Consider the following 20,891-nt stretch of genomic DNA (forward strand, 5'->3'; position numbering starts at 1 on the left):
GAACCGTCAGCGAGCAGCCCGGTTGACGGCGGAGACAACGGCCTTCAGCGACGCCCGAGTCGTGTTGGCGTCAATACCGATCCCCCACAGCACCTTGCCGTCGATCGCACACTCGATGTACGACGCGGCCTGCGCGGACGCACCCTCGCTCATCGTGTGCTCCTGGTAGTCCAGCAGCCGCACATCGATCCCGATCGACTGCAGCGCGTCGAAGAAGGCCGAGATAGGACCGTTCCCGGACCCGGTCAGCACCGTGTCCAGACCATCCACCGTGGCCTCCACCTTCAGCGTGTCCACACCGTCGGTGTCGGTCGTCGACTGGTTGTTCTTGACCTGGACACGCCCCCAGGGGTTCTCCGGGTTCGGCAGGTACTCGTCCTGGAAGACCTCCCAGATGGCGCCACCGGTGACCTCGCCGCCCTCGGCGTCCGTCTTGGCCTGGATCAGCTTCGAGAACTCGATCTGCATCCGGCGCGGCAGGTCCAGCTTGTGGTCGTTCTTCAGGACGTACGCGATACCGCCCTTGCCGGACTGCGAGTTGACGCGGATGACCGCCTCGTACGACCGCCCGACGTCCTTGGGGTCGATCGGCAGGTACGGCACGGCCCACTCGATGTCGTCGACGGTGACACCCTTGGCGGCCGCGTCGGCCTCCATCGCGTCGAAGCCCTTCTTGATGGCGTCCTGGTGGGAGCCGGAGAAGGACGTGTAGACCAGGTCGCCCACGTACGGGTGGCGCGGGTGGACCTCCATCTGGTTGCAGTACTCCCAGACGCGACGGATCTCGTCGATGTCGGAGAAGTCGATCTGCGGGTCGACGCCCTGCGAGAACAGGTTCATGCCCAGGGTGACCAGGTCGACGTTGCCGGTGCGCTCGCCCTGTCCGAACAGACAGCCCTCGATGCGGTCGGCGCCGGCCATCAGCGCCAGCTCGGCGGCGGCGACGGCCGTACCGCGGTCGTTGTGGGGGTGGACCGACAGCACGACGTGCTCGCGGCGCGACAGGTTGCGGTGCATCCACTCGAAGCGGTCCGCGTGCGTGGAGGGCGTGGAACGCTCCACCGTGGCGGGCAGGTTGAGGATGATCTCGCGGCCGGGACCGGGCTGGTAGACGTCCATCACCGCCTCGCAGACCTCCAGCGCGAAGTCCAGCTCGGTGTCCGTGAAGATCTCGGGGCTGTACTGGTAGCCGAACTCGGTCTCCGGGCCCAGCAGCTTCTCGGCGTACTCCATCACCAGACGGGTGCCGTCGACGGCGATCTGCTTGATGTCGTCCTTGGAACCGCGGAAGACCACGCGACGGAAGACAGGGGCGGTGGCGTTGTACAGGTGGACCGTGGCGCGCTTGGCGCCCTTCAGGGACTCCACGGTGCGCTCGATCAGGTCCTCGCGGGCCTGGGTCAGCACGGAGATGGTGACGTCGTCGGGGATCGCGCCCGGCTCTTCGATGATCGACCGTACGAAATCGAAGTCCGTCTGGCCCGACGCCGGGAAGCCGACCTCGATCTCCTTGTAGCCCATCTTGACCAGCTGGTCGAACATCCGGCGCTTGCGCTCGGGCGACATCGGGTCGATCAGGGCCTGGTTGCCGTCACGCAGGTCGGTGGAGAGCCAGCGGGGGGCGGTGGTGACGCGCTTCTGGGGCCAGGTGCGGTCCGGGATGTCGACCTGCTCGTAGCGGCCGTACTTGTGGATCGGCATGGAACTGGGCTGCTGGCGGTTGGCCATGATGCTTCGGGCTCCTCAGGGTGTCCGGAAGGACGGCCGACGACGCAACGCGAAGCTCCGCGGGGAGGGAGTCGACCTGGACTACAGGCCCTCGCCGCGGCAGCTAAGAAGAAGCAGCCCGAAACGCATGATGCGCAGCATGCTAGCCGAGCCACTCCCCGTGCGGGGCGTCGTATCAGTATGCGGGACCCGGGGGACGAATGGGACAAAACGTGTTCCATACCACTTCGTCACGGAGCGTGCGGCTCCCTGTCCCCATATTTCACCAATCATGGTGGCGGGTAGTGACAGCTCGGTGACCCAGTGCAAAGGTGCCGGGCATGACGACCAACGGGGGCTTCGAGCCCGTCTTCTGCACCGTCGTACCGCCGCACGTCCTCGACAAACTGGCCCGGAACGACGACCCCGCACTCTCCGGTCCGGCTCGCCGGACCCTGATGCGCGACCACGAGCTGCGCGGCAGGCGCCGCGTGACGACCGAGTTCGCCCTCGCGGCCGCCCCGACGGCGAAGGCACCGTCGGACCAGCCGTTGCGCACCATCTACGACGCCGAGCACCGCACCGCCCTGCCCGGCACCAAGGTCCGCGGCGAGGGCGAGGACCCCGGCCAGGACGCCACGGTCAACCGCGCCTACGCCGGTCTCGGCGCCACCTTCGACCTCTTCCTCAAGGCGTACGCCCGCCACTCCATCGACGGCGACGGCCTGCCGCTGGACGCCACCGTCCACTACGACGAGAACTACAACAACGCCTTCTGGAACGGCGAGCAGATGGTGTTCGGCGACGGTGACGGCGAGATCTTCCTCGACTTCACCATCCCGATCGACGTCATCGGCCACGAGCTCACCCACGGCGTCACCCAGTACACGGCCAACCTGACCTACTACGGCCAGCCCGGCGCGCTGAACGAGTCGATGTCGGATGTCTTCGGCGCCCTCATCAAGCAGTACACGCTCGGCCAGACCGCCGCCGAGGCCGACTGGCTGATCGGCGCCGGGCTCCTCGCCCCGAGCGTCACCGGCAAGGCGCTGCGCTCCATGAAGGAGCCGGGCACCGCGTACGACGACGACGTCCTCGGCAAGGACCCGCAGCCCGCGACCATGGACGACTACGTCCGCACCGGCCGCGACAACGGCGGCGTCCACATCAACTCCGGCATCCCCAACCACGCCTTCTACCTGGCCGCAACCGCGCTCGGCGGCCACGCCTGGGAGAAGGCCGGGCAGGTCTGGTACGACGTCCTGACTGGCGGCGAGCTGTCGGACCGGGCCCTGTTCACGGACTTCGCGAAGCTCACCGTGAAGGCCGCGCGCGAGCGCTTCGGCGACGGCGGCGAGGAGCTCCAGGCCGTGGAGAAGGCTTGGGAACAGGTCGGGGTGCGGATCCTGTGAGCCCGTACTAGACATTGACCCATGCGTATTCAGGTACGGCGCACGGGTGGGTTCGCGGGCATCGAGCGGGACGCCGAGGTGGACACCTCGGGGCGCCCCGACGCCCAGGAGTGGCACGCCCTGGCCGAGAGCGCGCTCGCGTCCGGCCGGGGCACGCCCCCCGTCGGGGTCCCGGACGGCTTCAGCTACCGGATCACCGTGGACGGCCGCACGGTGTACTGCGCGGATCCCCGGCTCACGGAGGAGCAGCGCAAGCTGATCAGCCGGGTACTGAAGGAAGGGGCGTAACTGGTTCTTCGCGCCTGCCCGTTGACTTCCGTTACCGCCGGTACGGATGATCCGGCGCATGGCGATCGATGAGCGCGGTACGCAGAGTCCGATACCCCGGTTCCCGGCCGGCTTCCTGTGGGGCGTCTCGACGTCCGCCCACCAGATCGAGGGCGCCGTGGCCGAGCGCGAGCGGTCCGTGTGGGACGACTTCACGGCCGAGCCGGGCCGGGTGAAGGACGGCTCCACGGCCGAGGTGGCCTGCGACCACTACCACCGCTACCCCGAGGACGTGGCGCTCCTCGCCGACCTGGGCGTGGACGCGTACCGCTTCTCGATCTCGTGGCCCCGCGTGAACACCCCGACCGGCCTCGACTTCTACGACCGGCTGGTCGACGAGCTGTGCGCGGCGGGCGTACGGCCGGTGCCGACGCTCTTCCACTGGGATCTGCCGGCCGGTCTTGACTGGCTCGACCGGGACACGGCCGACCGTTTCGCCGCGTACGTGTCCGTGGTCGCCGAGCGGCTGGGCGACCGCGTCGGCAAGTGGATCACGATCAACGAACCCGCCGAACACACCCTCCTGGGCCACGCCCTCGGCACCCACGCCCCGGGCCGCAAGCTCCTCTTCGACGCCCTCCCCGTCGCCCACCACCAGTTGCTGGCCCACGGCCGGGCCGTACAGGCCCTGCGCGCGGCCGGCGCGACGGACGTCGGCATCGCCAACTCGCACGGCCCGACCTGGCCGGCCTCCCAGGAACAGGCGGACCTGGAGGCGGCGGGCTTCTACGACCTGCTGCTCAACCGGCTGTTCGCCGACCCGCTGCTGCTGGGCGCGTACCCGGACGGCATCGGCGAGTTGATGCCCGGGGACGTCGAAGCGGACCTGAAGGTGATCTCGGAATCCCTCGACTTCTACGGCGTCAACTACTACGCGCCGACCCGGGTGGGCGCCCCGCAGGGCACCGAGATCGAGTTCGGCGGGGTGCGCATGCCGGCCGAACTGCCCTTCTCGGTCCAGGAGATCGAGGGCGTGCCGACGACGGACTTCGGCTGGCCGGTGGTTCCCGAGGGCCTGACGGAGTTGCTCACCGGCTTCCGCGACCGCTACGGCGACCGGCTCCCGCCGATCGTCATCACCGAGAACGGCTGCTCGTACGAGGGCGTCGACGACCAGGAGCGGATCGCCTACCTGGACGGCCACATCCGGGCCCTGCACCGGGCGGTGGAGGCGGGCGTGGACGTACGCGGGTACTTCGTGTGGTCGCTGCTCGACAACTTCGAGTGGGCGGAGGGATACGCGCGGCGGTTCGGGCTCGTGCACGTGGACTTCGAGGACGCGGCGACGCTGACGCGGACGCCCAAGGCGTCGTACGGCTGGCTGCGGGACGTGCTACGGGCCCAGGTGCTGCGGGCCCGGGGGTGAAGGCCGACGCCCTGGCCGATCCCACGGAGCGGGTCGGCCGGGGGTGGACGGCGGCGCTGTCGCTGGCCAACGTGGCGATCTGGGTGGGCTGGTACGGCCCGCTGCAGATCCTGCTGGCCCGGCAGGCGGAGGACTTCGCGCCCGGCACCGGGATGTCGAAGGAGACGCTGCTGGCGTGGGTGACCGGCGTCGGCGCGGCGGTGTCGCTGGCGGCGAACCCGTTCTTCGGCGCGCTGTCGGACCGCACCGCGGCCCGCTGGGACCGTCGTACGCCCTGGATCGTGGCCGGTGCGGCGGGCGGCGCGCTGTCGTTGCTGCTGCTCGCCGGGGCGGGCGGGCTGTGGGCGATGGCGGTCGGCTGGTGCCTGGTGCAGCTGACCCTGAACGCGGCCTTCGCGGCGGTGACGGCGGCGGTGCCGGACCGGGTGCCGCGGCTCCAACGGGGCTCGGTGGGCGGCTGGTTGGGGGCGGCGCAGATCCTTGGGGCGGTCGTCGGCACGGGCCTGGCGACGGCGGCCGGCGGGATCGCGGCGGGGTACGTGGCGTGCGCGGTGTTCACGGCGGCGGGGGTGCTGCCGTACGTGCTGCGGTACCGCGACCTGCGGCTCGGGGCCGCGGAGCGTCCGGCGTGGTCCTGGGGTGCCTTCGCGCGCGGCTTCTGGCTGAGCCCGCGCCGCTACCCGGACTTCGGCTGGGCCTGGCTGACCCGCTTCCTGATCAACCTCAGCAACGCGCTGGTGCTTCTCTATCTGCTGTATTACCTGCGGGACCGCCTCCACCACGAGGACCCCGAGCAGGGCGTGCTGATCCTCACCGCCGTGGACACCGTGGCACTGCTGGCCACGGTCGTGGTCGGCGGGGTCTGGTCGGACCGCGTGGGCCGCCGCAAGCCCTTCGTGAGGTGGTCCGGGGTGCTGATGGCGGCGGCCACGGCCCTGCTGGCCGGCTGGCAGACCTGGACGGGCGCGATCGTCGTGGCGGCGTTGCTGGGCGTGGCCCTGGGGGTGTTCATGTCGGTCGACTTCGCGCTGATGACGGACGTCCTGCCCACGGCGCGGGACCGGGGCAAGGACCTGGGCGTCATCAACGTGGCCAACGCCCTGCCCCAGGTCGCGGCACCCGCCCTCGCCGCACCGATCGTCACCCACCTGGGCGGCTACCGGATGCTGTACCTGGTGGCGGCGGCGGTGGGGCTGGCCGGGGCGGTGCTGGTGGGGCGGATCAGGGGTGTGGACTAGGGCGTGTTGCCCTGGGGGCTGGGGCGGGCGGGCCGGGCGGTGATCAGCTCAGCATTCGCGGCCCCACCGTGCGCTGTGCAGGGTGACGGGGCCCTCGAAGGTCACCATGTTGGTGTCGTTCGGGTAGTGCAGGCACCCCTTGAAGTTGCCACCGTTCTCCGGCGTGGTGGTGAGGTTGTACCAGATGTGGTCGGCACCCGGCTGGCGCACACCGTTGTTGACGATGGTCACCCCGTTTTCCGAGCGCAGGTCGTACAGATTCCCCTTCGACTTCCACGTCGGCTTGCCCGACGCCGTGTCGTTGTTCCACACGCAGACGTATTCCCTGGGGCAGTCCGCCGGGGCGGCCGTCGCCGGCGGCGCCGCTGCCACACCCATGGCGCCCATCATCAGCACTGCCGCCACACCCATGCCGGCCTTCTCGCGCAACCGTGCCTTCACCATGTCGCCCCTCCGTTTCCGGTCACTCGGGGCAGCCCTGGTCAGTTGGGCCGCCCCCGAGTGACCCAGCATCGCGCGTGGTTCAGGGCACCGGTCCCTGACATCTGTCAGGCAACCGGAGGCCGGTCACAGCGCTCCGGCCTCCCGGGCCGCGTAGACCGACGGGTACAGCGGGCGGTAGCCGAGCTCCCGGCGGATACGGACAGTGGAGGTGATCACGTGCCACGGGTCGGGATCCGTACGGTCGTACAGCTCAGCCGGGACGTCGACGCCGTTGAGCTGGTGCAACTCGACCGCCGTGACGGGGGCGTCGTCGGCGATGTTGTAGACGCGGCCCGCGATGCCCGGCGCGTGCAGGATGCGCAGCAGCGCCTGGGCGACGTCCGCGTGATGGCCCATCTGGAGCCGTTGCGTGGCCGCCCAGTGCCGGGCCCACATCAGCGACTGGGCGAGATGCGGATCGCCCTCGCCGTAGACGAAGGGCAGCCGCCCGACGCGTACGTCCATGCCCTCCAGCGCGAGCAACTCCCGCTCGGCCGCCGCCTTGGACTCCGGGTAGGCACCCCACATCGGCCCGCCGGGCCGGCTCTCGTCGTCCTCGGTGAGCGGGCGGCCGCGTCCGGTGCCGTACACCAGCCCCGTACTGACCTGCACGAACCGCTGTACGCCGGAGGCCTGCGCGGCCCGGCCCAACTCGACGGCCGCGTCCCGGTTGACCGCCCAGGCCTCCTCGTCGGGCACGCCCCGGAAGGACGCGGCGACGTTCACGACGGCGTCGACCCCGGCGACCGCCTTGCCGAGCGCCTCCGCGTCCCGCAGGTCGCCGACGACGACCTCGGCGCCCAGTTCCGCGTACGGCTCGCCCCGCGCCGCGTCCCGGACCAGCACCCTGACCTTCTCCCCCGCCCTGGCCTGTGCCAGCAGCCTCGGCACGAAGCGCCGGCCGACCTGTCCTGTCGTACCCGTCACCAACGTCAGCATGTCCTGCTCCTCTCGTCACCGACCACCCTCGGACGGGGCCGGGGAGAGCGGGAGAGACCCGTTGATCAGGGGATCGGCAGTCCCTGGATAACCGGGGCGTGCTGCCGCAGGCTGGAGAGGTGAACCGAGCCGAACTCGCCGACTTCCTGCGCCGTGGCCGCGCCCGGCTGACCCCGTCGGACGTGGGCCTGACGCCGGGCACCCGGCGTCGCACGCCCGGTCTGCGCCGCGAGGAGGTGGCGCAGCTGGCGGGCATGTCGGTGGACTACTACACCCGCCTCGAACAGTCCCGGGGCCCGCGCCCGTCCCGCCAGATGCTGACGGCACTGGCCCGCGCGCTGCGCCTGACCGACGTCGAGCAGGACCACCTCTTCCACCTGGCCGGCGAGGAGCCCCCGCGGCGCGAGACGGCGTCGGCGCATGTCCGCCCGGGGCTGCTGCTGATCCTGGACCGGCTGCACGACACCCCGGCGCAGGTGGTGAACGACTGCGGCGAGGTACTGGCCCAGAACGCGATGGCGAAGGCCCTGGTCGGCGACGTGATGTCCCGCCCGCGCCGCGAGCGCAACCTGACCCGTCTCTTCTTCCTGGACCCGACCGCGCGCACCCTCTTCCCGCAGGAGGACCTCGCCGGCCACGCACGTGCCCACGTCGCCACCCTGCGCGCGGTGGCCGCGGCCCGCCCCGACGACCCCGAACCGGCCTCGCTGGTCGCCGAACTACGGGCATCCAGCGAGGAGTTCGCCCGCCTCTGGGACGAACACGAGGTGTCCCAGCGCAACAGAGCGACGAAACGCTTCGTCCACCCCGTCGTCGGCCTCCTGGAACTGGACTGCGAGGTCATGGTCAGCCACGAGCACCACCACCTCCTGGTCGTCCACACCGCCCGCCCGGGCACGGAGGCCTACGAGCGCCTGCAACTGCTGCGCGTGGTGGGCCTTCAGGACATGACCCCGAATTCAGCCCCTCCGGCGAAATCAGCCCCTCCGGCGTTTGAGGAGCGGGGGTCCGGGGGCTGGCCCCCGTAAGGCCGGGGTCGAAGGGGCGGCGCCCCTGGGGATGGGAGGGCAGGGGCGGCGGGGGCGAGAACCCTAGAAGCCAAGCTTCCGCAGCTGCCGGGGATCCCGCTGCCAGTCCTTGGCCACCTTCACATGCAGGTCCAGAAAGACCGGCGTCCCCAGCAGCGCCTCGATCTGCTTGCGGGACTTGATACCGACGTCCTTCAGACGCTTGCCCTTGGGCCCGATGATGATGCCCTTCTGACTGGGACGCTCGATGTAGACGAAGGCGTGGATGTCCAGCAGGGGCTTGTCGGCGGGCCGGTCCTCACGGGGAAGCATCTCCTCGACCACGACGGCGATGGAGTGCGGCAGCTCGTCACGGACGCCCTCCAGCGCGGCCTCACGGATCAGCTCGGCGATCATGACCTGCTCGGGCTCGTCGGTGAGGTCACCCTCGGGGTAGAGGGCGGGCCCCTCCGGCAGCAACGGGACGAGCAGGTCGGCCAGCAGACCCACCTGCTTGTCGCCCACCGCCGACACGGGGACGATCTCGGCCCACTCGAAGCCGAGTTCCTTGCCGAGCTGGTCGATCGCGATGAGCTGTTCGGCGAGCGCCTTGCTGTCCACGAGGTCGGTCTTCGTGACGATCGCGATCTTCGGCGTCTTCTTGATCGACGCGAGTTCCTTCGCGATGAAGCGGTCACCGGGACCGAGCTTCTCGTTCGCCGGCAGACAGAAGCCGATCACGTCGACTTCGGCCCAGGTCGTCCGGACGACGTCGTTGAGCCGCTCGCCCAGCAGCGTGCGCGGCTTGTGCAGACCGGGGGTGTCGACCAGGATCAGCTGGGCGTCCTCCCGGTGCACGATCCCGCGCACGGTGTGCCGCGTCGTCTGCGGCTGGTTCGCGGTGATCGCCACCTTCTGGCCGACCAGAGCATTCGTCAGCGTGGACTTGCCCGCGTTGGGGCGGCCCACGAAGCAGGCGAAGCCGGCGCGATGGGGCGCCTCGGACGGCTCGGATGACTTACTGCGAACGCTCATGGCGCCCATTCTCCCTGATCCACAGAGCCCGGCCGCACACGCGCCCGACCGCGGCCCGCCCGGTGAGCTTCCGGAAACCCCCGCGCAACGAAACGTCACCGAAACACACCCGTACGCGGCCGGAAACGCTAACCGGTGAATCTCTGACGAGCCCTCGCACCGTTGGAGACGACCGTGACCCTCGCCGCCGCAAGCGTCGACACCGGCGACACCGCCTGGCTGCTCGCCGCCACCGCCCTCGTCCTGCTGATGACCCCGGGCCTGGCCCTCTTCTACGGCGGCATGGTCCGCGCCAAGAGCGTCCTCAACATGCTGTTGATGAGCTTCGTGTCCATCGCGCTCGTCACCGTCGTGTGGCTGGCCTGCGGGTACTCGCTCGCCTTCGGGGACGACGCGGCCGGCGGGCTGATCGGCGGGCTGGAGCACGCCGGGATGGCAGGTCTCGGCCCGGACAGCGTCCAGGGCACCGTCCCGACCCTCCTCTTCGCCACCTTCCAGCTGACCTTCGCCGTGATCACCGCCGCGCTGGTCAGCGGCGCGGTCGCGGACCGGGCGAAGTTCGGGGCGTGGGTCGTGTTCGTGCCGGTGTGGGCGCTGCTCGTATACGTTCCGGTCGCCCACTGGACCTGGGGCCCCGGCGGCTGGGTCCTCGAACACCTCGGCGCCCTCGACTTCGCCGGCGGTCTGCCCGTCGAGATCACCTCCGGCGCCTCCGGACTGGCGCTCTGCCTGGTCCTCGGGCCGCGGCTCGGGTTCAAGAAGGACGCGATGCGGCCGCACAACCTGCCGATGGTCGTGCTCGGCGCGGGCCTGCTGTGGTTCGGCTGGTTCGGGTTCAACGCCGGTTCCGCGCTCGGCGCCAACGGCCTCGCGGCCGCCGTCTTCCTCAACACCCTCGCCGCCGGCTGCACCGGTCTGCTCGGCTGGCTCTTCGTCGAGCAGAGGCGCGACGGCCACCCGACGACGCTGGGCGCCGCCTCCGGCGCGGTCGCCGGTCTCGTCGCCATCACGCCGTCCTGCGGCTCGGTCTCGCTGCTGGGCGCGCTCGTCATCGGCCTCGCCGCCGGTGTCGTCTGCTCGTACGCCGTGGCCTGGAAGTTCCGGTTCGACTACGACGACTCGCTGGACGTCGTGGGCGTCCACCTGGTCGGCGGTGTCATCGGCACCCTGCTGATCGGCGTCTTGGCGACGGCCACCATGACGGGCGGCGCCGAGGGCCTGCTCCACGGCGGCGGGCTCGCGCAGCTCGGCAAGCAGGCGGTGGCGATCGTGGTCGTGGCGGCGTACGCCTTCCTCGTCACCTACGGCATCGGCAAGGTCATCGACAAGGTCATGGGCTTCCGGGCGAGCGAGGAGCAGGAGCACAAGGGCCTGGACCTTACGGTGCACGCCGAGAGCGCCTACGATCACGGGGTCCTGGGGCACGGCGCCCCGGTCACCTCGTCTCTCGCCACCTCCGTCCCCGCCGCGCAGAAGGTCAAGAAGCAGGCATGAAGCTGATCACCGCGATCGTCAAGCCCTACCGGCTCGACGAGGTCAAGACCGCCCTCCAGGAAATCGGCGTGCACGGTCTGACCGTGACCGAGGCGAGCGGCTACGGCCGTCAGCGCGGCCACACCGAGGTGTACCGGGGCGCGGAGTACCAGGTCGACCTGGTGCCGAAGGTACGGATCGAGGTCGTCGTCGACGACGCGGCGGCCGACGACGTCATCGACGCCATCGTGAAGGCCGCCCAGACCGGCAAGATCGGCGACGGCAAGGTCTGGGCGCTGCCGGTCGACACGGTCGTACGGGTCCGGACGGGCGAGCGCGGCCCCGACGCGCTGTAGAGCCGTAGCGGCGCCGGGACCGCGCCCGTTCCTCGGTACGTCAATACGTCACGCAGGTCAGTCGAACACGAACGGGCCCGGCGACTGCGGCCCGGTCGCCGTGCACGTGATGGTGATGCCGAAGACGGTCATCTGCAGCGAGCCGCCGAAGGCCTCCAGGCTGTCCCCGGGGGCGACGGTGCCGCTGAGGGGGCCGACCTGGACGGGGTCGCCGGCGGCCATCGCCGGGTTCTCCGTGCCGCTGAAGGCGACCGTTCCGCCGCTCGCCCTCACCAGGGTGAGCGTCGAGGAGATCGAGTCCTCCCCGAGCGCGATCGGCGCGGTGATCGCGGAGGAGTTGAGGGTGAGGGTGGCGGCGGTGCCGTCCTGCGTAGCCGTGAGGGTGGCCTCGCCGCCGCCGAAGCTGCCGCAGTCGGCGGTGATCGTGGCCGTGCCGGGGGCGACGGCGAGGGCGGCGGGCGCGAAGGCCAGTCCGGTGACCGCGAGGGCCCCGGCGACCAGCGTCGCACCAGCTCCGATGCGCATGCGTCTCATGGGGATCCGCTCCGTTTCGAGGTGGGGGAATTCCTGGCGTGGGGGGGTGGGGGAATTGCTCGGCAGGTGGATGCGGACACACTGCGGTGGAGAGCCGAACCTGACGGCCCGGACAGATCTGACGGTCCGTCGGAACTGCCGTTTCCATTGATGCGCGTGGGGTGAGGGTCGGCAAGGGTGATTTCCGGCCTCAACTACCGACGGGTCAACTAGCGGCCACCAAACGGTGACACAGCGCCACAACACAGGCACCGAACGCGAGACCCGCACCCCGTGAAACGTCCTCGTCGAAAAGCCCTACGGCCTTGTCAGTGCCCCGGCGTACCCTGGAAATCGCCAGGCCGCCCATGTGGCGGGCGAGTCGTATCGAGGAGGACGAGCAAGGCCTACGAGCCGGCCCATGACTCAGACACCCACAGCTCACACACCCGCGCAGGGGCAGGCGAGAGCACAGTTCACCGTCCCCGCCCAGCACCCCATGGTGACCGTGCTGGGGTCCGGCGACTCCCTGCTGCGCGTGGTCGAGAAGGCCTTCCCGGCGGCCGACATCCACGTCCGGGGCAACGAGATCAGCGCGGTCGGCGACGCCGCTGAAGTCGCCCTCATCCAGCGCCTGTTCGACGAGATGATGCTGGTGCTCCGCACCGGACAGCCGATGACGGAGGACGCAGTGGAACGCTCGATCGCCATGCTCAGAGCCAGCGAGAACGGAGAGGGCCCGGAGGAGACCCCGGCCGAGGTCCTCACCCAGAACATCCTCTCCTCGCGCGGCCGCACGATCCGCCCGAAGACCCTCAACCAGAAGCGGTACGTCGACGCGATCGACAAGCACACGATCGTCTTCGGCATCGGCCCCGCCGGCACCGGCAAGACCTACCTCGCCATGGCCAAGGCGGTGCAGGCCCTGCAGTCCAAGCAGGTCAACCGCATCATCCTGACCCGGCCCGCGGTCGAGGCCGGTGAGCGGCTCGGCTTCCTGCCGGGCACGCTCTACGAGAAGATCGACCCTTATCTGCGCCCGCTGTACGACGCGCTGCACGACATGCTCGACCCGGACTCGATTCCTCGGTTGATGGCCGCCGGGACTATTGAGGTGGCGCCGCTTGCATACATGCGGGGCCGTACGCTCAATGACGCCTTCATCATCCTCGACGAGGCCCAGAACACCTCGCCCGAGCAGATGAAGATGTTCCTCACCCGTCTCGGCTTCGACTCGAAGATAGTCATCACCGGTGACGTCACCCAGGTCGACCTCCCGGACGGCACCAAGTCCGGTCTGCGGCAGGTGCAGGACATCCTGGACGGTGTCGAGGACGTCCACTTCTCCCGGCTGTCCTCGCAGGATGTCGTCCGGCACAAGCTGGTCGGCCGTATCGTCGACGCGTACGAGAAGTTCGACAGCAAGCACGGCACCCAGAACGGCACGCACAAGGGGCCAAGCCGGGGCAAGTCCGGGCACAAAGGGAAGTAGAGACCGAGCAGCACCATGTCGATCGACGTCAACAACGAGTCCGGAACCGAGGTCGACGAGCAGGCGATCCTCGACATCGCCCGCTACGCGCTCGCGCGGATGCGCATCCACCCGCTCTCCGAGCTCTCGGTGATCGTCGTGGACGCCGACGCCATGGAGCAGCTCCACATCCAGTGGATGGACCTGCCCGGCCCGACGGATGTCATGTCCTTCCCGATGGATGAGCTGCGCCCGCCGTCGAAGGACGACGACGAGCCGCCCCAGGGGCTGCTCGGTGACATCGTGCTGTGCCCCGAAGTCGCGGCCAAGCAGGGCGCCGAGGCGCCCACGCAGCACTCCATGGACGAGGAGCTCCAGCTGCTCACCGTCCATGGCGTGCTGCATCTGCTGGGGTACGACCACGAGGAGCCGGACGAGAAGGCCGAGATGTTCGGTCTCCAGGCCGCCATCGTGGACGGCTGGCGCTCGGACAAGGGGCTGACGGGTCCGTCGCCGGCCCCGACCGTGTCATGAGCCTTCCCCTTGTCTCCGGCGCCATCGCCCTGGTGGTCGTGGCCTGGCTCGCCGCCTGCGCCGAGGCCGGCCTGGCGCGCGTCTCCAGCTTCCGCGCCGAGGAGGCCGTACGCGGCGGGCGGCGCGGCAGCGAGAAGCTCGCGCTCGTCGCCGCCGACCCGACGCGCTATCTGAACGTGGCGCTGCTGGTGCGCGTGGCCTGCGAGATGGCCGCCGCCGCGCTCGTCACCTACGCCTGCCTGCGGGCGTTCGACAGCACCACCGAGGCCCTGCTGGTCGCGATAGCGGTCATGGTGCTGGTGTCGTACGTCGCCGTCGGGGTCTCCCCGCGCACCATCGGCCGCCAGCACCCGCTGAACACGGCGACGGCGGCGGCGTACGTCCTGCTGCCGCTCGCCCGGATCATGGGCCCGATCCCGTATCTGCTGATCCTCATCGGCAATGCCCTGACCCCCGGCAAGGGCTTCAGGCGCGGCCCGTTCGCCTCCGAGGCGGAGCTGCGGGCGCTGGTCGACCTCGCCGAGAAGGAGTCGCTGATCGAGGACGAGGAGCGCCGGATGGTGCACTCGGTCTTCGAGCTGGGCGACACCCTCGTACGGGAGGTCATGGTCCCGCGGACCGACCTCGTCGTCATCGAGCGGTACAAGACCATCCGCCAGGCCCTCACCCTCGCCCTGCGCTCCGGTTTCTCGCGGATCCCGGTCGTCGGGGAGAGCGAGGACGACGTGGTCGGGATGGTCTACCTGAAGGACCTGACCCGCAAGACGCACATCTCGCGGGAGGCGGAGAGCGAGCTGGTGTCGACGGCGATGCGGCCCGCGTTCTTCGTGCCCGACACCAAGAACGCCGGTGACCTGCTGCGCGAGATGCAGAAGGAGCGCAACCACGTCGCCGTCGTCATCGACGAGTACGGCGGCACGGCCGGCATCGTCACCATCGAGGACATCCTTGAGGAGATCGTCGGCGAGATCACCGACGAGTACGACCGTGAGCTGCCCCCGGTGGAGGAGCTGGGCGAGGACCGCTACCGGGTCACCGCCCGGCTGGACATCACCGACCTGGGCGAGCTGTACGGCCTCGACGAGTACGACGACGAGGACGTGGAGACCGTCGGCGGGCTGCTGGCGAAGGCGCTGGGCCGGGTCCCGATCGCCGGGGCGTCGTCCGTGGTCGAGCTGCCCGACGGCCGTGACCTGCGGCTGACCGCGGAAGCGGCGGCCGGCCGGCGGAACAAGATCGTGACGGTGCTGGTGGAGCCGGTGACCCCGGTGCCGGCGGCGGAGGAGCAGCGGGAGGCGAAGGCGGAGTGAGTCCCGAGGAGCTGCGCGGCTTCTGTCTGTCGTTCAACGCCGCCGTGGAGGACTTCCCCTTCAACCCGGACATCTCCGTCTTCAAGGTCCTGGGCAAGATGTTCGCCCTGAGCTGGATGGACGCCCGCCCGCTCACCGTCAACCTCAAGTGCGACCCGGAGGACGCGGTCCGGCTGCGCGACGAGCATCCCGGCCTGATCATCCCCGGCTACCACATGAACAAACGGCACTGGAACACGGTGACGGTCGACGGTGAGCTCCCGGACCGGCTTGTCCGGGAGCTCGTCGAGGACTCGTACGACCTGGTCGTGGCGGGCCTGCCGAGGGCCGACCGGCTCCGTCTCGACCGCCCCTGAGCCGACCGTCACACCGAGCGGGCCGTCCGCCGGGTCCGCAGGCCGACCGCGACCAGGGCCGCCGCGGCGAGCACGATCCCCGCGTCGAGCGCCAGCACCGTGCGGGTGCCGGACAGCAGGTCGCCGGAGGTCGTCGCGAGGACGCCCAGCAGCGGGATGCCGACGGTGAGGCCGATCTGCTGGGTCGAGGTGACCAGGCCGGTGGCCAGGCCCTGCTCCTCGTCGGGGACGCCTGAGGTGACCGTCAGGCCGTAGGAGATGATCGCGCCCAGGTGGAACATGCTCGCCAGCGAGACGGCGGCCGTGGCGAGCCAGACGGACCAGGTGTGGGCGTCGAGGAACACCAGGCCGGCGATGAAGGCGCCCTGCCCCGCGAGCGAGACGACCAGGGTGCGGCGGGCGCCGAGGCGGCTGAGGAACCTCGGGGTGAGCGTGCCCGCGAGCACCGACATGACGCCCTGGACCCCGAAGACCAGGCCGGTCTGCCAGGCCGACAGGCGCAGGATCTCCTGGAGGTACAGGGTGAGGACGAAGATCACGGTCGACATCATCGAGAAGGTGACCAGGCCGCCCAGATTGCCCCAGGCCACCGTGCGGCGGCGCAGCATGGGCAGGGAGACCAGGGGTGCCGCGGTGCGGGACTCCACGGCCACGAAGGCCGCGAGGAGGGCGAGGCCGGCGATCAGGGTCGCGACGACGTCGACGCGGGCGAAGCCGTGGTCGGCGGCCGTCGTCAGCGCGTAGATCAGGGAGAGCAGACCGCCGGTGACGGTCACAGCCCCCGGGACGTCCAGCTGGGGGCGGTCCGGAGTGCGGGACTCGGGCAGCAGGCCGGGGGCGAGCGGCAGCACGATCAGGGCGAAGACGGCGAGCAGACCCATGGTGGAGCGCCAGCCGAACGCGTCGGTCAGGACACCGCCCGCGACCATGCCGATGGTGAAGCCGAGCGACATCAGCGTGCCGGAGATCCCGAGGGCGCGGTCCCGGGCGGGGCCCTCGGCGAAGGTGGTGGTCAGCAGGGACATGCCGGTCGGGACGATGACCGCGGCGCCGAGACCCTGCAGGGCGCGGCCCGCGAGGAACGACGCGGGGTGCCAGGCGAGCGTCGCGAGCACCGAGGCCGCGGCGAACAGGGCGAGCCCGGTGAGGAACAGTTTGCGGCGGCCGTACAGGTCGCCGATGCGGCCGAAGAGCAGCAGGAAGCCGCCGGACGGCAGCGCGAACGCCGTGACCGCCCACTGCAGTGCCGACTGGCTCATGCCGAGGTCGGCGCCGAGGACGGGCAGGGCGACGTTCAGGACGGAGAAGTCCAGGGCGACCATGAACTGGGCGGCGCACAGGACGAACAGGACGAGTTTGTCGCGCGTCGACATCCCGGGGGTGTCGAGTGGTGGGGCTGAGGTCGAGGTCGGGGTCGTGGTGGGACTGGTCGTGGTGGGACTGGTCGTGGTGGGACTGGTGGTGTCGATCGCCATGGGTAAGAGCCTGCTGGCGTCGGAATAGCCGTGGGGAGCGGCAAGTTGTGCTGGTGGTGGCACCACCAGCCACCAGAACGAGGGGGATCGGTACGTGTCCGTGGACGCGCTGAAGAGTCATCGGCGGCGCGAGCTGCGCGAGTTCCTGATGAGCAGGCGGGCCCGGGTGACCCCGGCCGACGCGGGACTTCCGGATGGTGGCGCGCGGCGGCGTACGCCGGGGTTGCGGCGCGAGGAGGTCGCCGTGCTCGCCGGGGTGGGTGCCTCCTGGTACCAGTGGCTGGAGCAGGGGCGGGACATCTCCGTGTCGCCGCAGGTGCTGGACTCGGTGGGCCGGGTGCTGCGGCTGAGCAACGCCGAGCGCCGGCATCTGTATCTGCTGGCCGGGCTGAATCCGCCGGAGCGCGAGGTGGAGCCCGAGAAGCAGGACATGTGCGACGGGCTGCGGCGGCTGATCGACACGTGGATGCCGTATCCGGCGCACATCATGGACCGGTACTACAACGGCGTGCTGCACAACGACGCGGCGGCGACGGTGCTCGGCATGCGGCCCGGCAAGCGGTGGAACTGCCTGATCGACTTCTTCACGGACCCGATGTACCGGGCGCGGGCGAGGAACTGGGAGCAGAACGCCCGTACGGTCGTGGCGCAGTTCCGTGCGCTCTGCTCGGCCTCGCCCGACGACGAGGGGTTCCAGGCGGTGCTGGCCGAGGCGCGGGCGTCCAGTCCGGAGTTCACCGAGTTGTGGGAGCGGCGGGACATCGAGGACGCCGGGCAGATCCTCAAGGAGCTGGACCATCCTCTGCTCGGGGAGCTGTGTCTGGAGTCGAGCGTGATGCAGATGCCGGCGCGGCCCGATCTGTCGATCGTGCTGCACACGCCGCTGAACGAGGCGAACACGGCGGCGAAGCTTCAGTGGCTGGCGTCGCCCGAGGGGCGGCGCGGGGCGATGTACCCCGTGGCCGGATAGGGCCGGTGGCGCTACGTATGCTCAGCTCATGACCGACAACAGCGCGCTCGACCCCGAGGACCGCAAGATCGTCACCCTGGCCCGTTCCGCGCGGGCCCGCAACGGTGTGGCCGAGGGGGCGGCCGTACGGGACGACACCGGTCGTACGTATGTCGCCGGGACCGTCGAACTGGACTCCCTGAAGCTGAGCGCGCTGCGGACCGCTGTGGCGATGGCGGTGGCTTCCGGAGCGACGTCGTTGGAGGCGGCGGCGGTCGTGACGGAGGCGGAGGTTGTTCCGGCGGAGGATCGGGCCGCTGTGCGGGACCTTGGGGGGGCGGGGACGCCGGTGTTGGTGGCGGGGGTGGACGGGGTGGTGCGGGCCACCGTGCCGGCGAGCTGAGACCCGACCTTCTCTCGCCCCCGCCGCCCCTACCCGTCCCATCCCCAGGGGCTCCGCCCCTTCGACCCCGGGGTCGTCCTTCGAGTGCGGCCCCGGCGGGGGCTGGTCGCGCCCACGCGGCGGAGCCGCAAATCGACACAGCCCCGCGCCCCTTCTGGGGCTCCGCCCCAGACCCCGCTCCGACCTTCCAGCCCGTCCGGCCTTTGAGGACGAGGCTCTGCCGCAGAGGGCTCTGCCGGCCCAGGCATCTTCAGCCCGTCCGGCGTTTGAGGACGAGTCTCCGCCGTCCCCAACCCCCACCCCCCCCCGCAGGAGGCGAGGGTCTTCAGCCCGTCCGGCGTTTGAGGACGAGGCCCGGAGGGGCGATCAGGGGGGGCCGGGGCGGAGCCCCCAGGGATGGGATGGGTAGGGGCGGCGGGGGCGGGTTTCGGTGGGCGGGGGGCTGTGGGGGGTGTCAGGCTGAGGGCAGGGGATCTGCGAAGGGACTCGCCATGATCACCACTGACCTCACTCCCGGCTCGCCCTGCTGGCTGGACCTCGGCGCCCCCGAGGTCACGACGGCCGCAGCTTTCTACGGCGCGGTACTCGGCTGGGAGTACGAGTCCATGGGCGGTTCGGAGGACTTCGAAGGCGGGATGTTCAAGAAGGACGGCAAGACCGTCGCCGGCCTCGGCAAGCTCACCGAGGAGGGCGCCCGCCCGGCCTGGATGATCTACTACACGGTCGACGACGCTGACGCGTCGGCACAGGCCGTGCAGCAAGCGGGTGGCACCGTACGGGTGGCGCCGATGGACCTGGAGGACTGGGGCCGGATGGCCCAGTTCAGCGATCCGTTGGGCGGCCAGTTCGCCGTCTGGCAGCCGGGCAAGAACTCCGGCTTCGAGCTGGCGGACGAGCCGGGTTCACTGTCGTGGACCGAGCTGTACACGAGCGACGCCGCGGCCGCGAAGGAGTTCTACGGCGGGATCTTCGGCTGGCAGTACAGCGAGATGGAACTGCCGGGCGGCGGGGGCGCGTACACCCTCATCACCCCGGCCGGCCGGCCCGAGGACCGGATGCAGGGCGGCCTGATGGAACTGCCCGCGGAGAACCTCGCACTGGCGGGCGGGAAGCCGTACTGGCACCCGGTGTTCAACGTCGACGACTGCGACGCCGCGGTGGCCAGGGTCACCGAGAACGGCGGCAGCGTGCAGATGGGACCGGAGGACGCGGAGGGCGTCGGCCGGCTGGCGGTCTGCCTGGACCCGGCCAACGCGGACTTCGTGGTGCTGAAGCCGGCCCCTCCGAGCTGAGTCCTCACGCCGACCGGCGGAACCCGATCGTCGGCACCGCCCGCCGCAGCGGCCACGGTCTCCCCTGCTCCTCCGGCACCAGGTCCGACAGGAACGCGTACCGGCGCAGCGCCTCGGGGTCCTGCCGGTCGAGGGACTGGACCTTGCGCCACCAGGCGCCGATCTCGGCCCAGCCGGGGGCGGACAGGGAGCCGCCGAACTCCTGGACCGAGAGGGCGGCGGTGAGCCCGGCGAAGGCGAGGCGGTCGGCGAGCGGCCAGTCGGCGAGGGTGCCGGTGACGAAGCCGGCCACGAAGACGTCCCCGGCGCCCGTCGGGTCCAGTGCCTCCACGGCGATGGCGGGCACCACGGCCGTCTCCCCGGTCCGCCCGTCCACCGCGTACGCGCCCTCCGCGCCGAGGGTGACCACCGCGACCGGGACGTACGCGGTGAGGGCGTGGGCCGCCTCGCGCGGGCAGTCGGCGCCGGTGTACCGCATGGCCTCCTCGGCGTTCGGCAGGAACGCCTCGCAGTGCTCCAGGTCGGCCAGTCCGGCCAGGTCCCACGCCCCCGTGTCGTCCCAGCCGACGTCGGCGAAGATCCGGGCGCCCTTGCTCGCGGCCTGCGCGATCCAGGAGGCCCGCCGACCGGGGACGAGGGAGGCCACGGCGGCACGCGCGCGCGGCGGGCAGTCCGGGGCGGGCTCCTCCGGGGGCGGCTCGTGGCCGTGGGAGACCATCGTGCGCTCTCCCTCGTACGCCATGGACACCGTCACGGGTGAGTGCCAGCCGGGGACGGTGCGCGAGGGTGAGAGGTCGATGCCCTCGCCGTGCTCCAGCGCGTCCCAGCAGTACTCGCCGTAGTGGTCGTCGCCGAAGGCCGCCGCGAGGGACGTCCGCAGGCCGAGGCGGGCCAGGGCCGTCGCCATGTTCGCCACGCCGCCGGGACTCGACCCCATGCCGCGCGCCCAGGACTCGGTGCCGCGCACCGGGGCGGAGTCGAGGCCGGTGAAGATGATGTCGAGGAAGACCGTGCCGGTGAGGTACACGTCCCAGGGCGGGTCGGCGGGTGTGCGCAGACCGGCGAGGGGGTCGACCTGGCTCCGGCGGTACGGCTTGGCCGCCCTGGTCGACGGGCCGTGGGACGGGGATCCCTGGGGCGAGGGACCCCTTCCGTTTCCGGTCGGCGCGGTGGACGCGGTGGGCGTGGTCACGGTGCGCTCCCTGACGTGGTGCTGATCTGGCCAGTGTGCACCACGTCACCGAC

At 70.8% G+C, this 20,891-nt stretch carries 21 protein-coding genes; 14 read left to right on the forward strand and 7 right to left on the reverse strand.

Going from position 1 to position 20,891, the window contains the following annotated elements; genetic code table 11:
• Window positions 1-6 precede the first annotated feature (6 nt).
• A complete protein-coding gene (gene leuA, locus AQJ67_RS40560) occupies window positions 7-1,728 on the reverse strand; it encodes a 2-isopropylmalate synthase (RefSeq protein ID WP_062724527.1) in 1,722 nt (573 codons plus the stop codon).
• 320 nt (window positions 1,729-2,048) lie between these two features.
• On the opposite strand from leuA, the gene AQJ67_RS40565 reads away from it, so the two are divergent.
• The 4 genes from AQJ67_RS40565 to AQJ67_RS40580 are packed head-to-tail and all read left to right on the forward strand — an operon-like array spanning window position 2,049 to window position 6,050.
• Window positions 2,049-3,119: a M4 family metallopeptidase gene (locus AQJ67_RS40565; protein ID WP_062724528.1), complete on the forward strand. Its 1,071-nt coding sequence runs from the start codon at window positions 2,049-2,051 to the stop codon at window positions 3,117-3,119.
• A gap of 21 nt (window positions 3,120-3,140) precedes the next feature.
• Window positions 3,141-3,407 carry a protealysin inhibitor emfourin gene (locus AQJ67_RS40570; RefSeq protein ID WP_062724529.1) on the forward strand — a complete coding sequence of 89 codons (267 nt, stop codon included), beginning with the start codon at window positions 3,141-3,143 and terminating at the stop codon, window positions 3,405-3,407.
• A gap of 46 nt (window positions 3,408-3,453) precedes the next feature.
• Window positions 3,454-4,812, forward strand: a complete 1,359-nt coding sequence (locus AQJ67_RS40575) for a GH1 family beta-glucosidase (RefSeq protein ID WP_167366252.1) — start codon at window positions 3,454-3,456, stop codon at window positions 4,810-4,812.
• On the forward strand, window positions 4,809-6,050 hold the full coding sequence (locus AQJ67_RS40580; RefSeq protein ID WP_062724531.1) for an MFS transporter: 1,242 nt from the start codon (window positions 4,809-4,811) through the stop codon (window positions 6,048-6,050). Before AQJ67_RS40575 ends, AQJ67_RS40580 begins: the two co-directional genes overlap by 4 nt.
• Before the next feature lie 48 nt (window positions 6,051-6,098).
• Here the strand turns inward: AQJ67_RS40580 and AQJ67_RS40585 are convergent, their stop codons facing one another.
• Both AQJ67_RS40585 and AQJ67_RS40590 read right to left on the reverse strand, forming a co-directional pair.
• The gene (locus tag AQJ67_RS40585; RefSeq protein WP_062724533.1) at window positions 6,099-6,494 is read right to left on the reverse strand and encodes a peptidase inhibitor family I36 protein; all 396 of its coding nucleotides are present in this window, start codon (window positions 6,492-6,494) and stop codon (window positions 6,099-6,101) included.
• 123 nt (window positions 6,495-6,617) lie between these two features.
• Window positions 6,618-7,472: an NAD-dependent epimerase/dehydratase family protein gene (locus AQJ67_RS40590; RefSeq protein WP_062724535.1), complete on the reverse strand. Its 855-nt coding sequence runs from the start codon at window positions 7,470-7,472 to the stop codon at window positions 6,618-6,620.
• Window positions 7,473-7,591: 119 nt separating this feature from the next.
• Between AQJ67_RS40590 and AQJ67_RS40595 the strand changes: the two genes are divergently transcribed.
• Window positions 7,592-8,500: a helix-turn-helix transcriptional regulator gene (locus AQJ67_RS40595; protein WP_062724537.1), complete on the forward strand. Its 909-nt coding sequence runs from the start codon at window positions 7,592-7,594 to the stop codon at window positions 8,498-8,500.
• Between the two features lie 63 nt (window positions 8,501-8,563).
• Here AQJ67_RS40595 and era read toward each other — a convergent pair whose 3' ends face one another.
• A complete protein-coding gene (era, locus tag AQJ67_RS40600) occupies window positions 8,564-9,523 on the reverse strand; it encodes a GTPase Era (RefSeq protein WP_079056499.1) in 960 nt (319 codons plus the stop codon).
• A 165-nt stretch (window positions 9,524-9,688) separates the two neighbouring features.
• On the opposite strand from era, the gene AQJ67_RS40605 reads away from it, so the two are divergent.
• Both AQJ67_RS40605 and AQJ67_RS40610 read left to right on the forward strand, forming a co-directional pair.
• Window positions 9,689-11,008: an ammonium transporter gene (locus AQJ67_RS40605; RefSeq protein WP_062724674.1), complete on the forward strand. Its 1,320-nt coding sequence runs from the start codon at window positions 9,689-9,691 to the stop codon at window positions 11,006-11,008.
• On the forward strand, window positions 11,005-11,343 hold the full coding sequence (locus AQJ67_RS40610; RefSeq protein ID WP_062724541.1) for a P-II family nitrogen regulator: 339 nt from the start codon (window positions 11,005-11,007) through the stop codon (window positions 11,341-11,343). Before AQJ67_RS40605 ends, AQJ67_RS40610 begins: the two co-directional genes overlap by 4 nt.
• 57 nt (window positions 11,344-11,400) lie before the next feature.
• On the opposite strand, the gene AQJ67_RS40615 is transcribed toward AQJ67_RS40610, so the two are convergent.
• On the reverse strand, window positions 11,401-11,877 hold the full coding sequence (locus AQJ67_RS40615) for a hypothetical protein (RefSeq protein ID WP_062724542.1): 477 nt from the start codon (window positions 11,875-11,877) through the stop codon (window positions 11,401-11,403).
• A gap of 400 nt (window positions 11,878-12,277) precedes the next feature.
• On the opposite strand from AQJ67_RS40615, the gene AQJ67_RS40620 reads away from it, so the two are divergent.
• From AQJ67_RS40620 to AQJ67_RS40635, 4 genes are read left to right on the forward strand one after another with little or no spacing between them, the layout of a single operon-like run.
• Window positions 12,278-13,348 carry a PhoH family protein gene (locus AQJ67_RS40620; protein WP_062724544.1) on the forward strand — a complete coding sequence of 357 codons (1,071 nt, stop codon included), beginning with the start codon at window positions 12,278-12,280 and terminating at the stop codon, window positions 13,346-13,348.
• 15 nt (window positions 13,349-13,363) lie between these two features.
• The gene (ybeY, locus tag AQJ67_RS40625) at window positions 13,364-13,861 is read left to right on the forward strand and encodes an rRNA maturation RNase YbeY (protein ID WP_062724546.1); all 498 of its coding nucleotides are present in this window, start codon (window positions 13,364-13,366) and stop codon (window positions 13,859-13,861) included.
• A complete protein-coding gene (locus tag AQJ67_RS40630) occupies window positions 13,858-15,171 on the forward strand; it encodes a hemolysin family protein (protein ID WP_062724549.1) in 1,314 nt (437 codons plus the stop codon). Before ybeY ends, AQJ67_RS40630 begins: the two co-directional genes overlap by 4 nt.
• Window positions 15,168-15,527 (forward strand): MmcQ/YjbR family DNA-binding protein, encoded by a 360-nt coding sequence (locus AQJ67_RS40635; protein ID WP_062724551.1) that lies wholly within the window; start codon window positions 15,168-15,170, stop codon window positions 15,525-15,527. The genes AQJ67_RS40630 and AQJ67_RS40635 overlap by 4 nt, the downstream gene beginning before the upstream one ends.
• Before the next feature lie 8 nt (window positions 15,528-15,535).
• On the opposite strand, the gene AQJ67_RS40640 is transcribed toward AQJ67_RS40635, so the two are convergent.
• On the reverse strand, window positions 15,536-17,002 hold the full coding sequence (locus AQJ67_RS40640) for an MFS transporter (RefSeq protein ID WP_062724553.1): 1,467 nt from the start codon (window positions 17,000-17,002) through the stop codon (window positions 15,536-15,538).
• Window positions 17,003-17,150: 148 nt separating this feature from the next.
• On the opposite strand from AQJ67_RS40640, the gene AQJ67_RS40645 reads away from it, so the two are divergent.
• The 3 genes from AQJ67_RS40645 (at window position 17,151) to AQJ67_RS40655 (ending at window position 19,646) form a co-directional block, all read left to right on the forward strand.
• Window positions 17,151-17,972, forward strand: coding sequence for a helix-turn-helix transcriptional regulator (locus tag AQJ67_RS40645; RefSeq protein WP_062724675.1), 822 nt, complete (start codon window positions 17,151-17,153; stop codon window positions 17,970-17,972).
• 28 nt (window positions 17,973-18,000) lie between these two features.
• Window positions 18,001-18,354 (forward strand): cytidine/deoxycytidylate deaminase family protein, encoded by a 354-nt coding sequence (locus AQJ67_RS40650; RefSeq protein WP_062724555.1) that lies wholly within the window; start codon window positions 18,001-18,003, stop codon window positions 18,352-18,354.
• Window positions 18,355-18,845: 491 nt separating this feature from the next.
• On the forward strand, window positions 18,846-19,646 hold the full coding sequence (locus tag AQJ67_RS40655) for a VOC family protein (protein ID WP_062724557.1): 801 nt from the start codon (window positions 18,846-18,848) through the stop codon (window positions 19,644-19,646).
• Between the two features lie 4 nt (window positions 19,647-19,650).
• On the opposite strand, the gene AQJ67_RS40660 is transcribed toward AQJ67_RS40655, so the two are convergent.
• Window positions 19,651-20,838, reverse strand: a complete 1,188-nt coding sequence (locus tag AQJ67_RS40660; protein WP_062724559.1) for a carbohydrate kinase family protein — start codon at window positions 20,836-20,838, stop codon at window positions 19,651-19,653.
• Window positions 20,839-20,891 lie beyond the last annotated feature (53 nt).

Origin of the sequence: Streptomyces caeruleatus, from assembly GCF_001514235.1 — a bacterium.
In the GTDB taxonomy this organism is placed as follows: Bacteria; Actinomycetota; Actinomycetes; order Streptomycetales; family Streptomycetaceae; genus Streptomyces; species Streptomyces caeruleatus.